This is a genomic window from Sphingobium sp. LMA1-1-1.1, from assembly GCF_040676365.1.
Taxonomy (GTDB): Bacteria; Pseudomonadota; Alphaproteobacteria; order Sphingomonadales; family Sphingomonadaceae; genus Sphingobium.
The window spans coordinates 1-21,753 of record NZ_JBEGHS010000074.1; the positions used below are offsets into that span (position 1 = coordinate 1).

The window sequence follows — 21,753 nt, forward strand, 5'->3', positions numbered from 1 at the left end:
GGCGATGGGCTACCGCAAGCTCACGGCCCGGCCGCGCCATCACGGCCAGCGGGGCGAGGACATTGCCGATTTTAAAAAAGCTTCGCCTCCCGCCTGGCAAAGATCAGGAAAGCGCCTCCCCAGGGGCACGCCGATAGAGTTGTGGTGGCAGGATGAGGCCCGCGTGGGCCAGCAGACCAAGCTCACCCGGCGCTGGGCCAGGCGTGGCACCCGCCCTTCAGCGCCGAAGGATCAGCGCCGGTCCTCGGCATGGATCTTCGGCGCGATCTGCCCCGCCGAAGGAAAGGGCGCCGGCATCGTCATGCCTCGCTGTAACAGCGAGGCATGACGATGCATCTGGAAGAAATCGCCTTCAACGTCGCGCCGGGCGCACACGCTGTCCTGTTGCTCGATCAGGCGGGATGGCATGGTTCGGCTGAACTGATCGTGCCCGACAACATCACCCTTGTGCCGTTGCCGCCACGCTGCCCCGAGCTGAGCCCGGTCGAGAATGTATGGCAGTTCATGCGTGACAACTGGCTGTCCAACCGCATCTTCAAATCCTACGATGACATCGTCGACCACTGCTGCTTCGCCTGGAACAGCCTCGTCAATCAACCTTGGCGCATCATGTCCATCGATTTGCGCCAATGGGCACATGGGTACCGATTAATGCTCGTTGGTATTAGAAATCGGAACTCCGAACACCATCCGCATCGTTTAATAATTACAAGTAATCATCGATTTATGCCCGTCAGGCGCTATACAACAAAGCCTCAACCATCACTGCGTCGCGATCGACAGGTGCTGGCGTATCAGCTTGATCTGCAATCGCCTCCACGCTACGCTCATCAACCGGAGGCTTTCGCCAGAATGACCTCAGTCAGCGGGGCACCAAATAGAACGCCCGATAGGATCCGAACGACCTTTCCTCTCGCACATCATAGGCAGTTCTGAAGGCAGCGATCCAATGCTGATATTCGGCACTGGCCAATATCCATCCCGGACGATGGTAAATTTCTGCGCCGCGCCGTACGTAATGCAGCGCCGCTTGTTCAGGCAGGGGCATGAAGTTCGCGAGATTGTTGATCGGGGTCCATGCCAGACCATCGGATCGGGGCATCAGATAATAGCGATCGAGCAAAACGATTGCGCCAGCACCTCGCTCTCGCAACTTTTGAAGGCCAACCACGGCATCGGGAGGCAACATGGCCGGCGTGTCATCGGTTTCTGGCGAGAACCGGGAAATCAACCGCGTTGGCCCAAGATACAGCGGACCGATTTGAATTGCGCCCTCGCGCCAAGCGGTGAAGTCGAATGTGACCACAAAGGCTATCATAGCCACAAATAAGGTGTGGATCAGGGATCGAATGAATGATTGTACGGATTTCTGAATACATTCCAGATTTTCTAATAATCCCAATAATAGTAAAATCAGTAATGGAAAGAGATTTAGGATATTATTGTCGTGACTGCGACTGATATAGTAGGATCCAGCTGCCAAAAAACTCAGCAAGCACGCATAGAGGCGGCGCGATTGCGAAGACGGTCTCCGCCATATCAATATTGACAGGGCGATCGTGATCGATGCCAGAGCGATCCACACGGTTCCGGTAAGATTGACCGGTAATGGGCCGGGAGGATGGAGGATATAGGCGAAAAATTGTTCAGATGTTATATTTCCCCCCGATACCAACCATAGCGCAAGAGAAAGTGCGGCTATGCTGATCGCGAGAACGCCAAGCGCGCGCAGGATGCCACCAAAGAGTGCGATCAGGACGTCACGGCCTCCATTCTCGGCTTGAACATCACGCAAAGCGAGATAGGGCCACCAAATTACTGTTCCGAAAAATGCCGCTTCAGGCGACCAAAAAAGATCAATCAGCCAAATGGCGTGGCCTATCCAATCTCGCCGGATTTGCCGCTCCTCCGAGAGAAGGATGTGGAACAGAAGGGCAGAAATGGTCAGGAACCGCAAGCCTCCTACCGAGGGAGTCATGATAGGGCTTGCGAAACTTACGGGAAATCCCGTCCAAAGGAATGTGGCGCAGAACATCGCGAGAAGCGCCAGCCAACGCACACCCTTTGAAGATCGAGTCGTCAGAAGGAGCACGCTTCCGGAAAGCGTAGCAAAATAGAGTGCGTTGGCGGAAATGGTGACGATGTACATGCCTCGCCAGCAGTCATGACCGCAGCTTGCGACGAGCAGCGACGTTGGACCCAATCCATATTGCAGTGGGAAATCACGATAAGGCAGGCCGCCCGCTCGCCAAGCCTCAACCGGAGCGAGATATGCACCCCAGTGATGCCATGCGGTATAAATTGGCTCTGCGGATTCGAACGGCGCTGTAAGCAGTCCGACAGCAAGCCCGATCATAATGCACAGGAGCATGGGAGGGATGAGGCTGGACCCCGACCCCGTCCGAGGAAGGGCTGACAACCTGCTCCAGCGCGTCAGAAGACCAGCCCCGAGTACAAGCAACACAGACAGCACTGCGGAGATTGGCCCCATATGGACAGGCCATTTCCACCATATCACCGTCGCGAACAGCATTGCGGCGGTCATGCCGCCTAGCAGGGACCACACACCAAGCCCGAGAAGAGGAATGAGGACCAGAACGCCTAGCAACGGGAAAGCCCCGTGGCGCGCGATCGTCAGGGCAATGGCGCCCAAGAGGAGCAACACGCAAACAGGCCAATGCACAGGTGAACCATTCGTCGTGCGAGGAGCAAGGCAAGCGGAAGCGTAAGGTGTTAGCAACGCCACGCAAAGGAGCGCAGCATAAATTCCGATGATTATCATGGAGAAGTTCACGGGTTCTTCTGCTTTCCTGTAGTGGCGCCGATTGGCATGTGCCAGGGGTGATCCCAGCATCTCGCTGGAATGGCCGCACTCACCCGTTCGACCGGCTTGATCTCAAACCGGAAGGCATGAATTGGTACAAAATAAGCTGCATCCGGAGCGGTACGGCTTGTCTGACGGTTCCAAACGGCCGCTAACGAGCAACGCGGTGCCGGCGAAGGCGAAAATCGTAAAGCTTGTGCAATTTCGACTGCGCCAGTCACCGATCCCAGGCAAACGATCATCAGAAAGCTGATTCTTTTTCGCCAATCGATGAGGCGATTCGCCCAGTCAGCGAAAGCAATCGCGACGAGAGCCAGCGGCATGATGGACGCGCGCATCTGAAAATCGCCGAACGTGCCGATCGACCAGCTGGGCATGAGGAAGAGACAAGCGGCTGCAATAAGCTTGGTACCAGGATCGATAAGACTGTCTCTGTCGTGCAAAATGGGCAGGAGAAACGGCACAACCTCGAACAGCATGACCAGTGTATAGACAAGGGCTTTGGGGGGGAGCAGGCCGCCACCCATCGCGCCGGCATCCGTTGACAGATAGATGAGGGCTGGCATCGCCAGCACGGTCGCAACTAGGGTGAAGAGGACGTCTCGACCATTCCACGCCCTCGTCAGGAGGACATGCAGGCCCACGAACACGGCGAACGGCAGCGCACCGAACAGAATGAGCGGCGACCAGAGCGCAACCAGTGGGAGACTAGCTGCGAACAAACCGACAGGGGCTAGGTTTCGACGCCACAGGAGATAGGTGATCGCGACTGTCCAACCGGCTAGAGCATGCTGTGGAACCCAGAAAAGCTGCGTAATATGCGAGCTATATTCATAGCCGTCCGCCCAACCTTCAATGTGGTCCCATCTGGCTTCACCGCCAGACCATTGAAGGATGAGGTTGCCCAGCACATCCCATCCGCTGAACGTCACGAACACCAAGATGGCAATAAGGCGCGCGCGGCGTCCTTCGAAGAGGGTGGAGGCTTGGGCGAAAAGCAGCCCAAGGACCAGGCTATTCTGAAGAAGCAGGCTCCAGTCACGGCCCAGCTGGCTGGCGCCGCCCAGAATCGCTGGAATCAGGTACATCCCGATGGGCGCGCGCAAAAGCTGCGCACGACCGTTCAGCCAATAGTCGAACGGCCAGCGGTAAGTGCCCATATCCGCGAGGACAGCATCGCGTACCTGCCAATCAGTGGATGCGTAAAAGAGACGTCCCTCCCCGCCCAGTATCAGGACGATGGCCGCCGCAGCGACGCAGGCAACAATGGTTGCGATGCCAACCCGGGTCTTCCCCGACATGGTCCTGTAGGTGAGAAACGCGAGAACCCCGGGGAGAAGGATTGCAAGTCCTGCTACCAGCAGATGTGGGCAACCCAGCAAACCCAGCAGCAGAATATTGTCCAGCGCGAACAGAGCGACAAGCGATGCCGTCAGGCCTCTTAGAGGGATGGACACCGTTATACTGCGCTGGTGATAGGCAGCTTCTGTTGCGGCCAGGGTCCGCGTCACGCGGCCTCCGCGCCCAGTTTGCGCTGGAGGGCATGAACCGGATTATCGATGGCAGGCTCGTTGCTAAGTACTGGAGCCATGTTGATCCGTTCCCGCTCGACAACGAGTGGGCGCTTCCGGACCTGAGCGTGAATTGAGGTCACATATTCCCCCAATATGCCCATGAAGACGAGCTGGATACCGGACAGGAAGAATAAGGCAACGATCAGAGTCATCGTGCCGCGCGGAGCAAGGTCAGGCCGAGCGATATAGACGCCCACTGACACCAGTGCATAGAGCAGGCACAGCGCGGCCATCGCAACACCGGCAAAAGTGCAAAGGCGCATGGGTGCATTGGTGAAACTGAAAATGCCGTTCAGCGCCTGATCAACGAGCCTCGGCAAGTTGTTCTTCGAAATGCCGGAGCGCCGCTCGGCCCAAGTGTAAGGCACGATGGCGCGGCGGAAACCGACAGAGGCGATGATGCCACGGATATAAGGGTAATGGTCATCATGGCTGACCACCGCTTCCCACACCTTGCGGTCGAGTAGCTGAAATTCGCCGACGTTAAGCGGAATGTCGATGTCGCTCAATGTTCGCACCGCGCGGTAGAAGATCGCACGGCAGCTGCGTAGCGTCAGGCTCTCCTGCCGGTTGACCCGCGCGCCAGCCACTACCTCGATGCCGCTTTCCCACAGCTTTACGAACTCCGGGATCATTTCCGGCGGATCCTGGAGGTCGGCAGGGAGAAAGACGATCACGGCATCGCCGGTCGCGGCACGCAGAGCATTGAAATTGGATCTGAAGGGCCCATAGTTCCGAGCGTTCAGGATAACCTTCATCGCAGGGTCCACTGCTGCAAGCGAACGTAGAATGTCCTGCGTGCCATCGCTGCTGTCATTATCTGCGAAGATATGCTCACGTCGATAGCCATCCAATGGCGCACCCGGCGCAAAGAGCTTAGCAACAGCATTGCGGCATGCCTCGACATTGTCGGCCTCATTGAAGCACGGCGTCACGATGGAGATGGTCTTCATGATGTCTGCTCCGGCGAGACCGCGAACACGTAGCGGCGCATGGCAAGGAAGGTAAGGATGAAGATTGGCAGGATAACTGCTTGTGCGAGTAGAGGGCCGAGCCCAACATGCATGAGCAGATCCAGTAAAAGGATGTTCAGGCTGAGCATCACCCCATAAACAGCTAGGAAGCGTGGCAGCTTGCGCAAATCGCGCGATCGAAAGACGGCGCTGGTGGTAAGAAAGTTGAACATTACTCCTGCCGCTGTGCTGACGATCACCGCAATGTGGGGAACAACGCCCAGCAATACCTGACCGCTATACGTTGCGTAACCAAATAGCGTGTTGATCCCGCCCGCAGCAAGGAAGCCGATAAACCGGCGATCGAGTCCAAACGCAATCATGCGGCTTGCCTCAGCGCATCGACCACAGTGACGAGGCCATCCTCTATGGCAACACGTGGTATCCAGCGGGTCGCGGCTGTGAGGCGCCTGCAATCGCCTTCCAGGTGCATGATCTGGTTCGGCCCGAAGGGAATGTCGCCGAAGTTGAGCGCCAAGCCGGGACAAGCAAGGTCTCGGATGCGTTCGACGATCGAACGCACCGTGATGGCGCGGCCGCTCGACAGGTTGAAGACACCTTGCGCGGTGTCGGTCAACGCGGCGGCCAATATGCCCTGCGCACAGTCCGTGATATGAAGATAATCCCATTTTTGGGTGCCTGGACTGGTGCGCGGTGCCTGCCCCCGAAGAATCTGCGCGGCAACCGAAGGAATCAGCCAGTTGGGATTATCTCCCGGACCATAAGGCGAGAAGAGTCGCAGCCAGGCAAAGCCGATCCCAGCTTCCGTCGCGCGCTGGCGCGTCAGGTGGCAGGCGGAAAGCTTGGCCGCGCCATAGAGAAGGAAGGGTTCCGTCGCCGCGTTTTCGTCGATGCGGCGATCATGGCGGCCATATTCTGCCTGGCTGCCGATGCCGATAAAGCGTCTTGCTCCTGCCGCTATCGCAGCATCGAGCAGGCCCACGGTCGTACGGATGTTGTCGAGTTGAATATCGCCGGCCCGGGCCGAGCCGCCGACACCTTCCCAGGCGGAATGAATGACGATGTCGGCACGTGCTTCCGCCACCGCGGCGCCAAGCGCGGCCCTGTCGGCCAGGTCGGAGACAGCGATAGCGCAGCGCCCCGACAATCCCCGGACGCGGGGGGACGAGGAGTTGCGCACCAGCGCGGTCACCTGATGCCCCTGCCGGATGGCAAGATCAGCCACCGCCGCACCGACGAAGCCGCTCGCGCCGGTGACGAGAATACGGCTCATGCCGGCACCATGGCGAGAAAGTCCTCCGCCTGTTCATGGGTCGCTGCACGCTTGTCATTTGCGCTATACCAGCGCGCGGTCAGCGCCAGCGCACTGTCCAGCGAAAGACGCGGACGCCAACCTAGCGCCTCAGCGGCAGCCGAGGAATCGAGCGTCAGCATTGCTGCCTCGTGAGGATGCTGGCCGGGCTGCATCGTCCATTCCGGGGTGATGCCCCAATGCGCTGCCAACAGGTCGATGACCTGACTGACGCTCGCCATGTCGGCGGCGGCGGGTCCAAAATTCCAACCTTGGCCGAAACTCACGGGATTAGCGGCCAGTGCTTCTGTGAGCAGCAAATAGCCGGTCAGTGGCTCCAGCACATGTTGCCACGGACGCACGGCCTGCGGATTGCGGATCTCCAATGCTCGCCCCGCGGAGAAGGCGCGGATCGCGTCGGGCACGAGACGGTCAACAGACCAGTCCCCGCCGCCAATGACATTACCAGCGCGTGCAGTGGCCAAGCCGATTCCCCGGTCTGCAAAAAAGCTGCTACGCCAGCAGGCGCTGACTAACTCAGCACAAGCCTTGCTGTTGGAATAAGGGTCATGGCCGCCGAGCGAGGCTTCTTCCCGATAGCCTTCGCTGCGGCCGTCATTGAAATAGCATTTGTCCGTCGTGACCGAGATAATGGTGCGGACTGAGGTGGTCTTGCGGCATGCCTCCAGCACATGTGCCGTGCCCATGACATTGGTGCGATAAGTACCCAACGGGTCGGCATAAGAGGCGCGAACCAGTGGCTGGGCGGCAAGATGCAGGACAATCTCCGGTCTTGCTTGGGCGAAGACCGCCTCGATCGCTGCCGCATCGCCTATGTCAGAGATATGGTGATCGCAAAGCGAGGCACCGCCGATCAGATTGAACATGGACGGCGTTGTATCGGGCGCGAGCGCGACACCCGTCACCCGCGCGCCCAGCAAGTTGAGCAGAACCAGTAGCCAACTTCCTTTAAAGCCGGTATGGCCAGTCACCAATATCTTTCGACCTGCCCAGAAGGCAGGATCAGGTGCGAATGCGCGCGCGCCGCTGCGCTTTAATGCCAGGTTTTCCATGGTGCCTCGTGCCGTTCCCACATGCCTTCGAGCATCTGCCGGTCCCGCAGCGTGTCCATTGGCTGCCAGAAGCCATCATGGAAGAAGGAGCGCAATTCGCCATCAGCAGCCAGACCCTCCAGGGGCTCGCGTTCCCAGACACAGGCGTCTGAATTGCTGAGATAGTTGCCGATGGAGCGGTTGAGCACAAAGAAGCCGCCGTTGATCCAGCCACCTTCCTCCACCGGCTTTTCGGCAAAGGCGGCGACGCGGTCGCCATCGAGATCAAGCTGCCCATATCGGCTCGCGGGGCGCACGGCTGTTACAGTAGCCTTGCGGCCGTGCGCCCGATGAAATTCGATTGCCGCACTGATATTGAGGTCGCTGACGCCATCTCCATAGGTGAGACAGAAATCCTCATCGTCACCGAGATAGAGCATCGCCTGGCGCAGACGGCTCCCTGTCATCGTCTCGGCACCGGTGTCGATCAGCGATATTTTCCAGTCTTCGCATGCATTGCGATGTACATCGGTCGTGCCCCGGCGGAGGTCGATGGTCACATCCGACATGTGCAGCGCGTAGTTGAAGAAATATTCTTTGATCATATAGCCTTTGTAGCCAAGGCACACGATGAATTCGTCCACCCCATGCTGGGCATAAATCTTCATGATATGCCACAGTATCGGCTTGCCGCCGATCTCCACCATGGGCTTGGGGCGGACCGAGGTTTCTTCGGCAAGTCGGGTGCCGAGGCCTCCTGCAAGGATGATCGCTTTCATGGGTATATCCTATGAACAGGGATGGTAAAGAAAGCGTTAGAGAGTGAGGCCGCCAATCCGGTTGAGTGTTGCTTGGCTGGCAACCATGTCGCAGATTTCAGGCGAAAGGGTGATCGGCTCGATGCGTGCGGCGGCAGGGGTGCCTGCAACCGATTCGGCCAGCCAGGAACCGAAACCGCCATCGGCAAGATGATCCTCCAGCGTAGTAACGCGCCCATGCCGCGCCAGTTGGGCAGGCTGATCTGCTTTGGTCGCCATGCTCCAGAGCGGCAACGACCAAACGGCCCGCCCATCGGCGCGGGCGATTGCAGCGCCGAGCGCCGCACCTGTCGAAAGCATGATCGCATCGCCATCGCCGGGATGGACCGATACCCATCTGCCCGGCATAATATCGGGCACGCTTTCATGAAAACGCGGTTCTCCCGCCTTACCCAGACGCAGATAGGAAGGGCAAGGATTGGCCACCAGCCAGCGGAGGCACGCCCGCGTTTCCAGTGGATCGCCCGGAGCCGCGATCACCATGTTGGGCATCGCCCGCATCAAAGCATAATCCTGCACGGCGTGATGCGAGTAGCCAAGCGCGCCATAAGCCACGCCCCCGCCGACTGCGACGACCGTTACAGGTAGGCGGTGATGGTCGACATCGTTCCTGATCTGCTCGGCGCAGCGGAAGGTGGGGAAATTGGCGATGGAATAAGTGAAGACATGATAGCCCTCGCTCGCCATTCCCGCGGCAAGGCCAGTCATGTTCTGCTCCGCTACGCCAGCATTGATGAAGCGATCGGGGAAGCGATCGGCAAAAGGCTCGATCACGCTGTAGCCGAGATCACCAACGATGAGGGCGACGTGGTCATTCGCCTCGGCGAGCGTCACAAGTTCCTCTATAAAGGCATTACGCATCCAGAGCTTCCCTTTCGATCTGGGCCAACGCTTCCGCGAGCAGTTCCGGCGTGGGATTGCGGTAATGCCACTCCACCCTGTTCTCCATGAAACTAACACCCTTCCCCTTGGTCGTATGGGCGATCAGCATCATGGGTTTACCCCCCTGCCAAGGGGGGCCTTGGAGCGCATCGATCAGCACATCATGGTCATGGCCGTCCACCTCCCGCACTGCCCAGCCAAAGGCCTCAAACTTGGAGTGCAGCGGTTCCAGTCGCAGGGTCTCGTCCACACTCCGCAGGCTCTGAAGCTTGTTGTAGTCAAGGATGCATATGAGGTTGTCGAGGCCGTGATGTGCCGCGAACAGTGCCGCTTCCCAATTGCTGCCTTCGCCCCACTCTCCATCGCTGGTGAGGACAACCGTACGCCATGACCGCCCACGCAGCTTGGCCGCCAGCGCCTTCCCGGTTCCGAAAGGAAGGCCATGACCAAGTGCTCCGGTGGAAAATTCTGCGCCGGGAACCTTATGGCTGATATGTGCCATCAGCGTTGAACCATCGATGCCGTAGGTGCCGAGCAGCGCGCGGTCGATAAAGCCGGTTTCGGCCAATGCGGCATAGACTGCAACGCACGCATGACCCTTCGATAGAATGAAGCGGTCCCGTTCCGAGTGGCGATGAGCCGCCGGACTTACACTCAGAGCGCGGCCATAGAGAACCGCAATGATGTCGGCAATGGAAAGCGCCGATCCGATATGCGACGCCTTGGCTTGCGTAACCATATGCAGGGCTTGGCACCGGATACGCCGAGCCAGTGCTTTAGTGTCGTGCGGCCCGGCCGCAACAAGAGGCGCTTCCTTCATGACAGCAAGTTCACCGGATATAGTTAAGATTTGTTCAACTAAAATCCGCTAATCGGATAGCATGATACAGGAAGCCATCATTACAACTCGCGCATGTCCGCTTTGCGGAGCCGGTCCAGATCAGGCTGAGCCCTTTCTATTCGACACGCTCGACGAAAGCCGGATCAGCGCTTCCAGCTTCGCCTCGCGCAAAGTGCCGGAATATATGAGCCACGCAATGGTGCGTTGCAGGTCGTGTGACCTTGCCTATGTGGGTCATCCACCGAGCGTCGAATCCCTGCATGCTAGCTACCATGCCGCTGACTATGACAGTGCAGAGGAGGCGGAGGATGCCGCCGATGCCTATGCCCGTGCATTTGCGCCCGTGCTTGGTCGATTGAACGGCCGGGGCGTGGCGTTGGAGATCGGGACAGGAACCGGCGCGTTTCTCGAGCGCCTGGAGGGCTTCGGATTCAAGCAGTTGATCGGGATAGAGCCGTCTAGCGCGGCGATTGCCGCCGCTCCGCCCCATCGGCAGCCCTGGATACGCGAAGGCATTTTCCAAGAGGCGGATTTCCAGCCCGAAAGCATCGATCTCATTTGCTGCTTCATGACCTTGGAGCATGTACAGGACCCCGGCGCCTTGGTGGCGGCGGCTTTTCGCCTGCTGAAACCTGGCGGCGTTTTCGTCGGCGTGACGCATGATCGACGTGCCTGGCTCAACCGGCTGCTTGGTCGTCGGTCTCCGATTGTCGACATAGAGCATATGCAACTCTTCTCGGCAGAGAGCGCGAAATATTTGCTGCGCCATCATGGCTATGCTCCCGTTGATGGAACCAGCTTTCGCAATAGCTACCGGCCCAGCTATTGGTTGCGGCTGGCTCCGCTGCCCGGCACGTTGAAGAGCGCGCTCACCAGAATGCTGCGGCGTTCCAAGCTGGACGAGCGGCGACTTTCAATCGACGTGGGGAATTTCATGAGCTGGGGTTTCAGACCGCTGTGAGCGGGTTGATATTCCTTGAATGTCCGCCTCGCCCATGCCCATGGATCGGACCTGCGCATGCTTGACATTGCCGGAAACAACATCGAGCAGTTCCAGCCCGTCCCTTTGCGCTTCGGTTCATCGCTGAAGTCGAGGCTTGCCTTCAGGCTGCGCTGCGTCGCGGATCTTCAACTGGGCACGATCTGGACATTCCTTGGACCACAGCTGAAAAATCTGCGCGGCAGTCTGCTTGACGTGGGGTGCGGCGAGATGCCGTACAGAGGCTTTCTGCCGCAGGAACTGAAATATGTCGGCATCGACGTACCCGAAGCAAGCGCCTTCCAGATGCAAGGGAATGAAGATGTCATTTCGTTCGACGGCCGCTACATTCCTTTTCCTGATGCAACTTTCGACACGGTGCTCTGTACGGAAGTACTGGAACATTCCCCCCAACCTTCCGCTTTGATCGCTGAAATTGAGCGTGTTTTGAAACCTGGAGGAACGCTGGTCGCTACTGTACCCTTTTCCGCGCGCGTCCATTATGCGCCATATGATTTTTACCGGTTTTCCCGCTACGCCCTCCAAGGCGTGTTGAAAGATTTTGAGCAGGTGAAGATCGACGAACGCGGCAACGACATCGCCGTGATAGCGAACAAATTGATAGTCGTCGCACTTGGGCTGATCCGGCCGTCCGGCTTTCGGCTGCTGCGTTGCATTTTTCTATTGCCCTTGCTGCCGCTTTCGCTGGTCTTCCTGCTTATGGCGCACCTCACCATGGCTCTTGGTGTCGGGTCAAAGGATGATTGTCTTGGATATGGGATTGTGGCCGTCAAACGATGAGCGTTTCAGCCCTTTGTCGGTAAAATTGGCGCGATTCATGCGGGAGATGGGCGGGCCGCCTGCTCGTTCAGAGTGTTATGTCGATGCGTGACATCACCTGACGTATGACCCAACGACAGCGTGCTGCTACCCGATCGGACGAAAGAAGGCAGCTCATTCGTCAAGCCATCCGTGAACGTGGTGGGCGCAGATCGACTATATTGATCCCCATCAAAGAATAGATATGGATCGAAGGGAGGGGCATGCCTGCCGCAGGGGGACAGATGGGAAGAAGTACGTCAGCATCCGGTGCCGCTGTCGCTTGGCTTTTCGGCATCGCTTTCATTCTGATGTTTCAAGCCGCCCTTGTACTGATGCATGAGCCGTGGCTCGACGAATGGCAGTCTTTACAGCTTGCAGTGCAGTCGCCCGGCATGGGTGAGTTGCTCGCCAATTTAAGGTATGAAGGTCATCCTCCCTTCTACTATCTTCTACTCCGTGGAACGGCCCAAATCGTCCCCCTTCCTTGGGTTCTCGTGGCCGTTCAGCTACCCGTGGCGCTTGCCATCCAGGCCATAATTCTCTTCCGAAGCTTTCCTGAACGTCGATACAGACTGTTCTTTGCTCTCAGCGCTTTTGTTCTCATCGATTACGGGACGATCGCGCGCAGCCTTTCTGTTGGTGTGCTGATTTTTCTTACGGCCTGGGCATTCCGCAAGGACCGGTGGGCTTGGGCGGCAGTGGTACTCCTACCTGCCGTCGATTTCCTATTCGGCGTTCTGTCCTTGGTCTGCCTCATGATCTTCTGGCGGGAAAGAAACTGGTCGTGGACCGGTGCTGCCCTGTGGCTGGCGAGCGCGCTATTTGCAGCCTGGGCTGTGATTCCGGCGCCAGATGTGGTGCCTGCGCTTCCCCCCTCCTCTAATCCTGTCGTCGCGGCTTTGGTCTTTCTGGCAAACCTTGCACAACTGCTTCTTCCCCTCCCTCTTGGCGAAAAGGGTCTGGTCTGGAACACGACGTTTCCGGTCGTCATTGCATGCGTAGTCGGCTTTTTTACCTTGGTCTTCGGATGGTGGGTAAGACCGGCGAGATCAGATCATCAAATTGTCCTTGCGGGCTTTACCGGCATTTGCCTGTTGTTCAGCCTGTTCGTCTATATGCTCCCAATCCGTCACCTGTCTCTTCTTGCGCTGCTTCTCATTGCGCTGATCTGGCGCGAGCGAGATATGGGAATCGTGCATTCACGCCTGTTTTCGGCTTGGCTCCTTGTAGCGGCGGCTTGCGGCGTTTTCCTTGGCGCCGTAAATCTGATCTATCCATTCGACAATGGCGCTCAGGCTGCCTTTTGGCTGCGCCAGTCGCGCCTTGTGGACAAGCATTGGGTTTCAATTCCGGATAACAGCGCCCAAGGCATTGCCATGCTCAACAGCATGCGCTTCACGCGCTTGGGTAAAGTATGTCAGCAGGACTTCATCCGTTGGGATAATAGGCTACATCCTAAGTCTGATGCCATGACAATCGAGCAACTAAGAAATTTGTCAAATAGATACGGAAAATACTATATATTAAGTGATGTAAAAATCATCTTGCGTCCAGAAGAAATAAAGAAAATACTGCATATTCCCAAGGCGTTCAACGGGCAAGAATATTTCTTATATGAATTTGGCGGTCGTCTAGCCGATTCTGGGTTACGACCGCCAGCCTGCCAAACAGGAAGAATTCCTGTTCCTTCTTCTTCATTGCAGCAGCAAGCAACTCGTCAACGCATACGTCAGCGACTTCGACTATTACTGGGCCTTAGTCCGATTCCGGACCAGGTTTCGCTACACTGAAGCCCGCCGCACGGAACTGCGCTGATTTGCGGTCTAGCCAGACCTACAGGTAGATAAAGCAGGCAGCGGAGGCGGCCTTACTTCCTGCTTTCCCGATCGATATGGCGCTTGATATCCTGCACGAAACGGGAATGACGCACGCCCCAGAGGAAGAGGTTCTGGATCAGGTTGCCGACAAAGCGGCATGGGCGTTTGATCTGGATCAGTAGGATATAGCGATCCTCATCCGTTTCGTTCCACACCTCATGGTTGAACATGTCGTCGAAGATGAAGGAATGCCCCTCTTCCCAGGGCATGACATGCACCGTCTCGCCCTCCTCTATATGCATGCGGCATTTTTCCCGCTCCCGCGGCACCTTGAGGGCAAGGTGATAGGTGAGCATGCCCTTTGTCATGCCCCAGTGGCGCGGTATATGCCCGCCCGCTTCCATCACGGAGAAATTGGCGGTGACAAGTCCTGGCACCTTCTCGATCAATGCGGCGGTAATGGGTGCAAGGGCGCAATTGCCCTCCATTTGATAGCCATAGCCCTTGAGGAACAGGGTGCGCCATCGCCGATCCGCGGCGATACGGCCATGATCGAAGGAAATATCGCCCAGGGAGGGAATATCAACCGTCCGGATACGGACTGCCTCGTCGCGAATATCCTGCCATTGCCGTTCGAGAGCCGAAACCCATGGGAAATGACTTTTGTCGATCAGCGCCCGATCCGGAACCAGCGAGTTGCGCATGATCACCGCATCGATCCTGGGGCGCAATTCCTTGCCGATCTGGAACAGGGATTTGCCGATGAAGGGCACCTTCCAGCCGCGGGCATTGACTTTGTCGTTCCATTTCAAACCGATATTTCCTTCGGAACAACGGGGTAGGGAGTGAATCCCGCTATGAAGTCGGCTCGTCCCTTCGTCAATATCCGGTTCTACCCTGCCGTCGGCCGAGCCTTCATTTACGACAGGAGAGGATTTCGGGCCGGTGGATGAAATGATCAGCGGAGGGCTCCATATTGGCTGCGATATCGAAATGACCGGTGTTTCGTGGGGTGAGCCGATTCCATCCATCCCCTTGCTACAGGCGAGGTTCCCGGTAAGTGAGCTCTGATGGTTTCTTCTCTTTCCCCTGCTGCGTCGCGATCGGGTGAAGTCATCCTCGATATTTCGCGCCTGATTTCCCGAGTGCACTATTCCACCCCCTCGGGAGTGGACCGGGTGGAAATGGCCTATGCGCGGGGTCTCCTGGACCATTATGGAGACCGCCTGGCCTTTGCGGCCGTTCATCCTTGCGGGCTTTACGGGCGGCTCTCGCGCCGGGCGGTTCTGGCCTATCTTGATGAACTGGAAAGTCGCTGGTCCAGTCAAGAAGGCAATCCGCACCGGCGTTCCCTGGCTTCTTCCCTGCCATGGCTTGTCTCCCTGCTGCCGTCGCGGACTGAGTGCAGCAGCGTGGGCGCCGTCTATGTTCAGGCCTCGCCACATCATCTGACCCGCACGGAACAGGTGCGCCGGATTCTGGCCCGCGAGAAGGCGCGCTTTCTGTGCCTCGTCCATGACCTCATTCCAATCGAATTTCCCGAATATGCGCGCGTATCCGGCGACCGCCAGCACCGGCAACGTATCGCGACTATCGCCGCGCTGGCCGACGGGGTGATCGTCAATTCCGCTGCGACGGGACGGTCACTACAGCCTTGGCTGGAAAGCAGCGGCCGAAGGGTGGATGTGCATGTCGCACTGCTGGGAACGGAGACGCTGCCCGCGGCCGAAGCCTTCCAGCTGGGTGGCGGACGGCCCTATTTCGTCTGCCTCGGCACCATCGAACCCCGCAAGAATCATCTGCTTCTGCTCAACCTGTGGCGTCATCTGGCCCAGACCCTCGAACCGCAAAGCGTGCCGCGCCTTATCGTCATCGGACGTCGCGGATGGGAAAATGAGCAGGTCGTCGACATGCTGGAGCGTTGTCCGGCCCTGAAGGGCCATGTCGAGGAACTGAACGGCTGTTCCGATGCTCGTATGGCCAGTCTGCTGCGGGGAGCGCGGGCGTTGCTGATGCCCTCCTTCGCGGAGGGCTATGGGATGCCCGTGGCTGAAGCACTGTCCGTCGGCACGCCGGTGATATGCAGCGATCTTCCCGCTCTGCGCGAGGCAGGTGGAGATGCGCCCGACTATCTCAGCCCGCTCGACGGGCCGGGCTGGCAGGCCCTCATCCTCGACCATGCTGGTCGAGGGCCGCTCCACACGGCTCAGATGCTTCGCCTGCCACATTGGCATATGCCCAGGTGGAACGAGCATGTCGGGATCGTGGCTGATGCCATTGCGGCCTTGCAGGAGCGCTCCTGAACGGCGCTTGTCTATGGCTTCTCTATGACTGTCTGGAATTCCGGGCCGTACTGCCGAACACGCGATCCCAGAAAATGGCCGAAATCGCAAAATTGCTGTTCTCGTTCACATAATGGTGGCGCATGTGGTGGCGCTTCAGCGCTGAAGCCAGCTTTCCGCGCATCGGCCATTGGTGGCTGGCATAATGAATGGTGTCATAGACGACATAGCCCAGGATGAACCCCAGAAAGAGCCAGGTTCCAGGACCGCCGAGCAGCATCAGGCAAGCACCCCAGACCAGGGCGGCAACCGGCAGGCTCACCGAGAGCGGCATCATGTCGCGCATGGGATCATTGGGGTTATCGTGATGATTGCCGTGAATCAGGAAGACAAACCATCTTGCCGCGGGCCACTCTACCTTCAGATGAAAGAGGTATCGGTGCATCGCATATTCGAAAAGCGTCCAGACGAGGAGGCCGGCCGCAAACAGGCTGAACCCTGCCCAGAATCCGGTTTCCCCCCATCCTATCCAGGCGATCAACGGGAGCAATATGCCCCAGACCAGCGCGAAAATTCGTGGTGAAATCAGCGTAAGCTGTTCCAGATGCTCATTTTTGAACAGCCGGATTCGTCGGGATTGGTGATCGGAAGAGCGCATTACGCGGAACTCGAACAGGAGGCGCCGTTGTCTGTCAAGGAATTATGTCGTTGAAGCAAGGTTAGAGGGGGATCTGTTACATGCGTGCATCGGTATGACCATGGGTTTCCACCCGAAGCGGATTTTCATTACCGGCGCCTCTGGTGGACTGGGCAGCGCATTGGCACGGCATTATGCTGGTCCTGGCATATGCTTGTCTCTCTGGGGACGAGACCTGGTGCGCCTGTCATCCCTGGCCAAGGCATGCGAGGCGGCCGGAGCATCGGTAGAGATGCGTTCGCTCGACCTTGGCAATGTTGAACATGCCTTGCACGCCATGCTGGCCGAAGACGAAGCTGATCCTGTCGACCTGGCCATATTCGCCGCCGGCCTGGGGGATATTCGCGCGGCTGGCGCTGTGGTGGAGGATGCGGGCGTCGTCGCCCGGCTGGGAATGATCAATTTCGTCGCACCTGCCGCAATGGCCGCGGCGCTGGCCGAGCGGATGGCGGGGCGGGGCCACGGGCGCATCGTGATGATCGGATCTGCCGCCGCCTTCCATGCCTTGCCCTTTGCCGCTGCCTATTCGGGGACGAAGGCAGGTCTTGCGCGCTTTGCCGAGGCGCTGCGAATCGGCGTGCGGCGGCATGGGGTCAAGGTGACGCTGGTATCGCCCGGCTTTATCGACACGGCGGCTGCCCGGCGGACTGGAGAGGCCAGGCCGTTGTCGACGCAGCCGGATGTGGTCGCGGCCAGGATCGCGCGCGCGGCAGCCCTGGGGCAAGCGCATGCGATCATACCCTGGCCCTTCAACCTGCTCCGCTGGTTTGACCGCGTGCTGCCGCGACCCTTGCGCGAACGCCTGTTGCTGGCGCTGTCTCCGCCAGGCCATTAGCCGCGCCAGGGTTCACGCTTGCCAGGGGTTCGCCAAGGACAAGATCAAGCATCGCATGGTGCAGTTCGGCCGGAGTGAGGTCTACGCGCCTGTTGTCGCCGCGGACAATGTCACCTGCCTCATTGAAGCGGATCATCACATAAGGCGTATGTCGTCCTCCGTCCGGAGAGGTCGCGCCCGGAATGCTGGGGCGATGGTCGCCAAAGAAAACCAGGACAGCCGGGCGCTTCAGCAATGCAAGCTGCTCCCGCAATGTGCTCAGCATGGCGTCGCTGTTGCGCGCCAGGCGAAGATAGCTTTGAACCAGATCGCCGCCCGTGCGTATGTCCGGCGCCCAGGGCCCATGATTTTCAATCGTGACGGCATAGATCAGGCCAGGCCCGATAGCTTCGCGGGCCAGCCGGACGATCTGCCCGGCAATCGCTGCATCGGTGACATAGCGTCCTGCACCGGCGGCAACGGGGGCGAAATGCTCCTCTCCGATCAGTTCGGCAAAGCCGCCTGCCGGCATGATCCGGTCGCGGCTGTAGAAGCGCATGTCATGCGGATGGACGAAGAGGCTGCGCCATCCTGCCTCCTTCAGCCGCGCAGGCAAAGCATAGGAGGCTTCGCCCAGCGCGGTGAGAAAGGGATCGTAGCGCCGGAAGCCGAGGACATCCTCGCTGCGCCCGAAAAGCACGCCATATTCCGTGCGCATCGTATAGGCGCCGAAGCCGCTGACATTGAGCTCGCCCCATTGCAAGGCACTCTCGCGGGCGTTGGCAAGGCCCGGCAGCGATATGTTGAAGCCTTCAAACAGTTCGACCGGATCAGCAAAGGATTCACACTGGATGACCACCAGCAGTTCCGGGGGTGGATGAGGGGCAGAAGGAGGATGTCTCTCGGCTTCGGCGCAAGGTGGCGGATCGTTGCTGTGGCGCCAGCGTAGCCAGTAAAGCAACAATGTGGGCAGGAGGCCATGACGCCTGACATCGGCATAGGCGTCTGGCGTATCGGCCAGGCCCTGGCGCAGGGCACCGCGCACGGTCGTCGCCAGTATCGCGAGGCTGCCGGCAAGGATCAGCATCCCCGCCAGATGCATCTGCCACGCCGGAACGAACAGCCAGGCCAGCATGGCGAGGAGGAGGATGGCCACGGCCCCTGCCGCCGTGCGTTGCCCGACGCTGATGGCTGAAAGATAGAATTGGGGATGACGGAAGATCGCGCCGATCAGCGCCAGATCGGAAAAGAGCAGGGGTTCGCCGAGCATGGCATGCTTGGCATTGGAGACAAGAACAAGCAGGGCCAGCAATGCAAGCGCCAATCCTGCGGAGAGCGGGAAGTTGCCGCAGCAGGTGAGGAACAGGCCGAACAGCGCCGTCATCATCCATGCCAGCAGCCAAAGGCCGGCCATGCTGCGCCGGGACAGGTAAAGGCCCGCCTCGGGTCGGGGGTATACCAACCGGTCGAGAACGGCTGCACCGACCAGCAATGCCGCGAATGTCAGTCCATCAGGCATCACTGCTTTGCTGTGCCGTCCAAATCGTCATGCCCCAGGGGTTTCAGGCCCTTTATGCCGGGCATATGATCTCTTAGCGAACAGGATGCCGGCTGTCATCAGGCCACCTCCGCGCTCTTTTCCGGGCACGGATATCGTGGAGGCTTGCCGTCTGACGCACGGCAGACTAACCGCTTGGGCAATAACCACGACATGCCGGAATGGCTCTGGGACCCAGCCAACATGTCCGCCTCCGACGTCATCATGGAGCCTGCTTCCTGAATGCCAGAACTATCCTTCAATGCGACCGACGGTGCACACGGGACTACAAGCGCTCCTTCGAAGTCAGGCAGGCGGACCGTCCTGTTGCTGCAAGGTCTCATGGGACCATTGTTCCGTCGGCTCGGCCAGGAACTGATCCGATCCGGGCACAGCGTCTACAAGATCAATTTCAACGGTGGGGACCGCCTGTTCTGGCGCCTGCCGAACGGCATCGATTATTGCGGTTCGCTGGAAGACTGGCCATCGATGCTCGAACGAACCATCAAGGAGTGCGGCATTACGGATGTGGCGTTGTTCGGAGACTGCCGTGAACATCATATGCCAGCCACGCGGGTTTGCCGCGAGCTTGGAGTGCCCGTTCACGTGTTCGAGGAGGGCTATGTTCGACCCGATTGGGTGACGCTGGAACTGGGCGGCGTCAACGGCCATTCCTCTCTCCCGCGCGATCCGGTGTGGTATCGCGAGACGGCCGCGGCATTGCCCCCGGTTCCTGCCCACAGTCAGGTCAATTCTTCGTTCCGCCGCCGAGCGACGGAGGGGTTGATTTACAATGCCGCCGATGTCCTGACCCGTTGGCGCTATCCGTACTGGACCAACCACCGGCCCTGGCATCCTTTGGTGGAAGGGATGGGATGGTGGCGCAAATTGCGCCGGCGCAAGGAACGCGAACAGCGCAGCGCGGAATTGATTGCCCGCCTTGCAGTTTCGGCCGAGCCCTATTTCCTTTTCCCGCTTCAACTTGATTCGGATGCGCAGATTCGCCTGCATTCACCCTTTGCCGGTGTGGCCGATGCGCTCAGGTTGGTGATCGAATCCTTCGCCAATCATGCTCCGGCTGACGTGCGTTTGGTGGTCAAGGAACACCCGCTCGACAATGGCGTGCGCGACTGGCAACAGGAAACGGCCGATATGGCCTCGCTTTTCGGTGTCGCGGACCGGGTCGATTATCTCGCCTGGGGCGATATCGTTCCTGTTGCACAACAATCACGCGGCGTCGTCACGATCAACAGCACTAGCGGCACCCTGGCCCTGGCCATGGGCGTGCCGGTGGTGGCTCTGGGGCAAGCGATCTACGACATGCCTGATATCACCTTCCAGGATGGACTGGATGCCTTCTGGCGAAATCCGGTCGCGCCAGATGCGACCACTTTTGCCGCTTTCCAGCGCGTGCTGGTCGAGCGCTGCCTTATTCCCGGCGGTTTCTTCTCCGAGGAAGGGCTGAACCGGGTGGTGCGTCATGCTGTCGCCAGGTTCGAGGGCAAACCCTTGCTTCCTGAATAGCAAACTGAAGCGTCCCGGGTTTTCCTAAGGCTCCCATTTGCGACAAGAGGGAGTCATGATGAGCAAGGCGATAAGCAAATTCTCGCCTGAGGCGTATGGACGTACGTGTGCGGTGCGGACGGTTACTGCAACTGGTTCCGAGGACGTCTTCCCCTTCCTCGTTCAAGGCTCTTGCCTGTCGGCAGCGACTCTCCATAAGGAACCGCATGACCACGACCCGCCTGTTCGTCCATGATGTCGAAAAGCCTTGGGGCCGCACCGATATTCCTTCAGCTATCGCGCCCACACAGGGCCGCCGCGTCGGAGAAGTCTGGTTCTCGGCACTGACGCCAAGCGAAGGGGCGGCTTTGCCGCTGCTGGTCAAATATATCTTCACCAGCGAGAAGCTGTCGGTGCAGGTCCATCCCGATGACGTGCAGGCGCGGGACCGCGGACTGCAGGGCGGCAAGTCCGAATGCTGGTACATATTGGATGCCGAACCCGACGCGCGACTGGGTATCGGCCTGACCCGCGAATTGACGCCCGAGGCGTTGCGTGCAGCGGCCCTCGACGGCAGCATCGAAGCACTGATGGACTGGAAGCCAGTCCGAGCGGGCAGCTTCTACTATATTCCAGCCGGCACCGTCCATGCCATTGGCGGCGGCGTGACGCTTGTGGAAGTGCAGCAGAACAATGACGTGACCTACCGCCTTTACGACTACGGCCGGCCACGCGCGCTTCATCTGGAGGAAGCCATAGCTGTCAGCGCGACCGCGCTCTATGACCTGCCGGACAGGATTGTTCCGATCACGGCTGAAGAACGGCTGGTGTCGGGCGATGGAGCGCCATTCATCCTGGACCTGGTGCAGGGTGAAGCGAAAACCGTGCAACGGATAGAGGGGGAAATGGCATGGTTCATTCCGCTGACCGGGACCGGCATGATTGACGGCGAGCCATGGCGGCAGGGCGAATGCTGGTTGATCCAGGGAACGGCCGCCTTGACCATCGATAGCAGGATGAGCGCACTGCTTGCCCGGCTGCCTTGA

Annotated in this window: 19 protein-coding genes and 1 pseudogene; 8 read left to right on the forward strand and 12 right to left on the reverse strand. The window is 58.9% G+C overall.

The window, feature by feature from the left end; translation table 11 throughout:
• Positions 1-645, forward strand: a pseudogene (locus MRBLMA1_RS21605) (IS630 family transposase); the annotation flags it as partial.
• Between the two features lie 217 nt (positions 646-862).
• Here the strand turns inward: MRBLMA1_RS21605 and MRBLMA1_RS21610 are convergent.
• Genes MRBLMA1_RS21610 through MRBLMA1_RS21650 form a run of 9 tightly spaced genes read right to left on the reverse strand, consistent with a single transcriptional unit; the run spans position 863 to position 10,235 of the window.
• Positions 863-2,794: a hypothetical protein gene (locus tag MRBLMA1_RS21610; protein ID WP_363739809.1), complete on the reverse strand. Its 1,932-nt coding sequence runs from the start codon at positions 2,792-2,794 to the stop codon at positions 863-865.
• On the reverse strand, positions 2,791-4,335 hold the full coding sequence (locus MRBLMA1_RS21615; RefSeq protein ID WP_363739811.1) for a hypothetical protein: 1,545 nt from the start codon (positions 4,333-4,335) through the stop codon (positions 2,791-2,793). The genes MRBLMA1_RS21610 and MRBLMA1_RS21615 overlap by 4 nt, the downstream gene beginning before the upstream one ends.
• Positions 4,332-5,351 (reverse strand): glycosyltransferase family 2 protein, encoded by a 1,020-nt coding sequence (locus tag MRBLMA1_RS21620; protein WP_363739813.1) that lies wholly within the window; start codon positions 5,349-5,351, stop codon positions 4,332-4,334. The genes MRBLMA1_RS21615 and MRBLMA1_RS21620 overlap by 4 nt, the downstream gene beginning before the upstream one ends.
• A complete protein-coding gene (locus tag MRBLMA1_RS21625) occupies positions 5,348-5,734 on the reverse strand; it encodes a GtrA family protein (protein WP_363739815.1) in 387 nt (128 codons plus the stop codon). Before MRBLMA1_RS21625 ends, MRBLMA1_RS21620 begins: the two co-directional genes overlap by 4 nt.
• Positions 5,731-6,645, reverse strand: coding sequence for an NAD-dependent epimerase/dehydratase family protein (locus MRBLMA1_RS21630; RefSeq protein WP_363739817.1), 915 nt, complete (start codon positions 6,643-6,645; stop codon positions 5,731-5,733). The genes MRBLMA1_RS21625 and MRBLMA1_RS21630 overlap by 4 nt, the downstream gene beginning before the upstream one ends.
• Complete coding sequence (gene rfbG, locus MRBLMA1_RS21635; protein ID WP_363739819.1) at positions 6,642-7,736, reverse strand: CDP-glucose 4,6-dehydratase; 1,095 nt, start codon at positions 7,734-7,736, stop codon at positions 6,642-6,644. The genes MRBLMA1_RS21630 and rfbG overlap by 4 nt, the downstream gene beginning before the upstream one ends.
• Positions 7,718-8,494 (reverse strand): glucose-1-phosphate cytidylyltransferase, encoded by a 777-nt coding sequence (rfbF, locus tag MRBLMA1_RS21640; RefSeq protein WP_363739821.1) that lies wholly within the window; start codon positions 8,492-8,494, stop codon positions 7,718-7,720. Before rfbF ends, rfbG begins: the two co-directional genes overlap by 19 nt.
• A 36-nt stretch (positions 8,495-8,530) precedes the next feature.
• On the reverse strand, positions 8,531-9,394 hold the full coding sequence (locus tag MRBLMA1_RS21645) for a transketolase family protein (RefSeq protein WP_363739823.1): 864 nt from the start codon (positions 9,392-9,394) through the stop codon (positions 8,531-8,533).
• Entirely contained in the window at positions 9,387-10,235 is an 849-nt protein-coding gene (locus tag MRBLMA1_RS21650) for a transketolase (protein ID WP_363739825.1), read from the reverse strand. The genes MRBLMA1_RS21645 and MRBLMA1_RS21650 overlap by 8 nt, the downstream gene beginning before the upstream one ends.
• A 205-nt stretch (positions 10,236-10,440) precedes the next feature.
• On the opposite strand from MRBLMA1_RS21650, the gene MRBLMA1_RS21655 reads away from it, so the two are divergent.
• The 3 genes from MRBLMA1_RS21655 to MRBLMA1_RS21665 all read left to right on the forward strand — a co-directional run bounded on the left by MRBLMA1_RS21655 (position 10,441) and on the right by MRBLMA1_RS21665 (position 13,847).
• The gene (locus tag MRBLMA1_RS21655; RefSeq protein ID WP_363739827.1) at positions 10,441-11,217 is read left to right on the forward strand and encodes a class I SAM-dependent methyltransferase; all 777 of its coding nucleotides are present in this window, start codon (positions 10,441-10,443) and stop codon (positions 11,215-11,217) included.
• 57 nt (positions 11,218-11,274) lie between these two features.
• Positions 11,275-12,036 (forward strand): class I SAM-dependent methyltransferase, encoded by a 762-nt coding sequence (locus tag MRBLMA1_RS21660; protein WP_363739829.1) that lies wholly within the window; start codon positions 11,275-11,277, stop codon positions 12,034-12,036.
• Positions 12,037-12,299: 263 nt separating this feature from the next.
• The gene (locus MRBLMA1_RS21665; protein WP_363739831.1) at positions 12,300-13,847 is read left to right on the forward strand and encodes a hypothetical protein; all 1,548 of its coding nucleotides are present in this window, start codon (positions 12,300-12,302) and stop codon (positions 13,845-13,847) included.
• A 77-nt stretch (positions 13,848-13,924) separates the two neighbouring features.
• Here the strand turns inward: MRBLMA1_RS21665 and MRBLMA1_RS21670 are convergent, their stop codons facing one another.
• The gene (locus MRBLMA1_RS21670; protein ID WP_363739833.1) at positions 13,925-14,686 is read right to left on the reverse strand and encodes an aspartyl/asparaginyl beta-hydroxylase domain-containing protein; all 762 of its coding nucleotides are present in this window, start codon (positions 14,684-14,686) and stop codon (positions 13,925-13,927) included.
• Between the two features lie 258 nt (positions 14,687-14,944).
• Here MRBLMA1_RS21670 and MRBLMA1_RS21675 point away from each other — a divergent pair, with 258 nt between their 5' ends.
• Entirely contained in the window at positions 14,945-16,177 is a 1,233-nt protein-coding gene (locus tag MRBLMA1_RS21675) for a glycosyltransferase family 4 protein (RefSeq protein WP_363739835.1), read from the forward strand.
• Between the two features lie 22 nt (positions 16,178-16,199).
• Here the strand turns inward: MRBLMA1_RS21675 and MRBLMA1_RS21680 are convergent, their stop codons facing one another.
• Entirely contained in the window at positions 16,200-16,814 is a 615-nt protein-coding gene (locus MRBLMA1_RS21680; protein ID WP_363739837.1) for a sterol desaturase family protein, read from the reverse strand.
• Between the two features lie 100 nt (positions 16,815-16,914).
• Between MRBLMA1_RS21680 and MRBLMA1_RS21685 the strand changes: the two genes are divergently transcribed.
• Positions 16,915-17,688, forward strand: coding sequence for an SDR family NAD(P)-dependent oxidoreductase (locus MRBLMA1_RS21685; protein ID WP_363740036.1), 774 nt, complete (start codon positions 16,915-16,917; stop codon positions 17,686-17,688).
• On the opposite strand, the gene MRBLMA1_RS21690 is transcribed toward MRBLMA1_RS21685, so the two are convergent.
• Positions 17,603-19,186: an LTA synthase family protein gene (locus MRBLMA1_RS21690; RefSeq protein WP_363739839.1), complete on the reverse strand. Its 1,584-nt coding sequence runs from the start codon at positions 19,184-19,186 to the stop codon at positions 17,603-17,605. The genes MRBLMA1_RS21685 and MRBLMA1_RS21690 overlap by 86 nt on opposite strands.
• Positions 19,187-19,546: 360 nt before the next feature.
• Here MRBLMA1_RS21690 and MRBLMA1_RS21695 point away from each other — a divergent pair, with 360 nt between their 5' ends.
• Together MRBLMA1_RS21695 and MRBLMA1_RS21700 are read left to right on the forward strand one after the other, a co-directional pair.
• Positions 19,547-20,728 (forward strand): capsule biosynthesis protein, encoded by a 1,182-nt coding sequence (locus tag MRBLMA1_RS21695; protein ID WP_363739841.1) that lies wholly within the window; start codon positions 19,547-19,549, stop codon positions 20,726-20,728.
• 206 nt (positions 20,729-20,934) lie between these two features.
• The gene (locus tag MRBLMA1_RS21700) at positions 20,935-21,753 is read left to right on the forward strand and encodes a class I mannose-6-phosphate isomerase (protein WP_363739843.1); all 819 of its coding nucleotides are present in this window, start codon (positions 20,935-20,937) and stop codon (positions 21,751-21,753) included.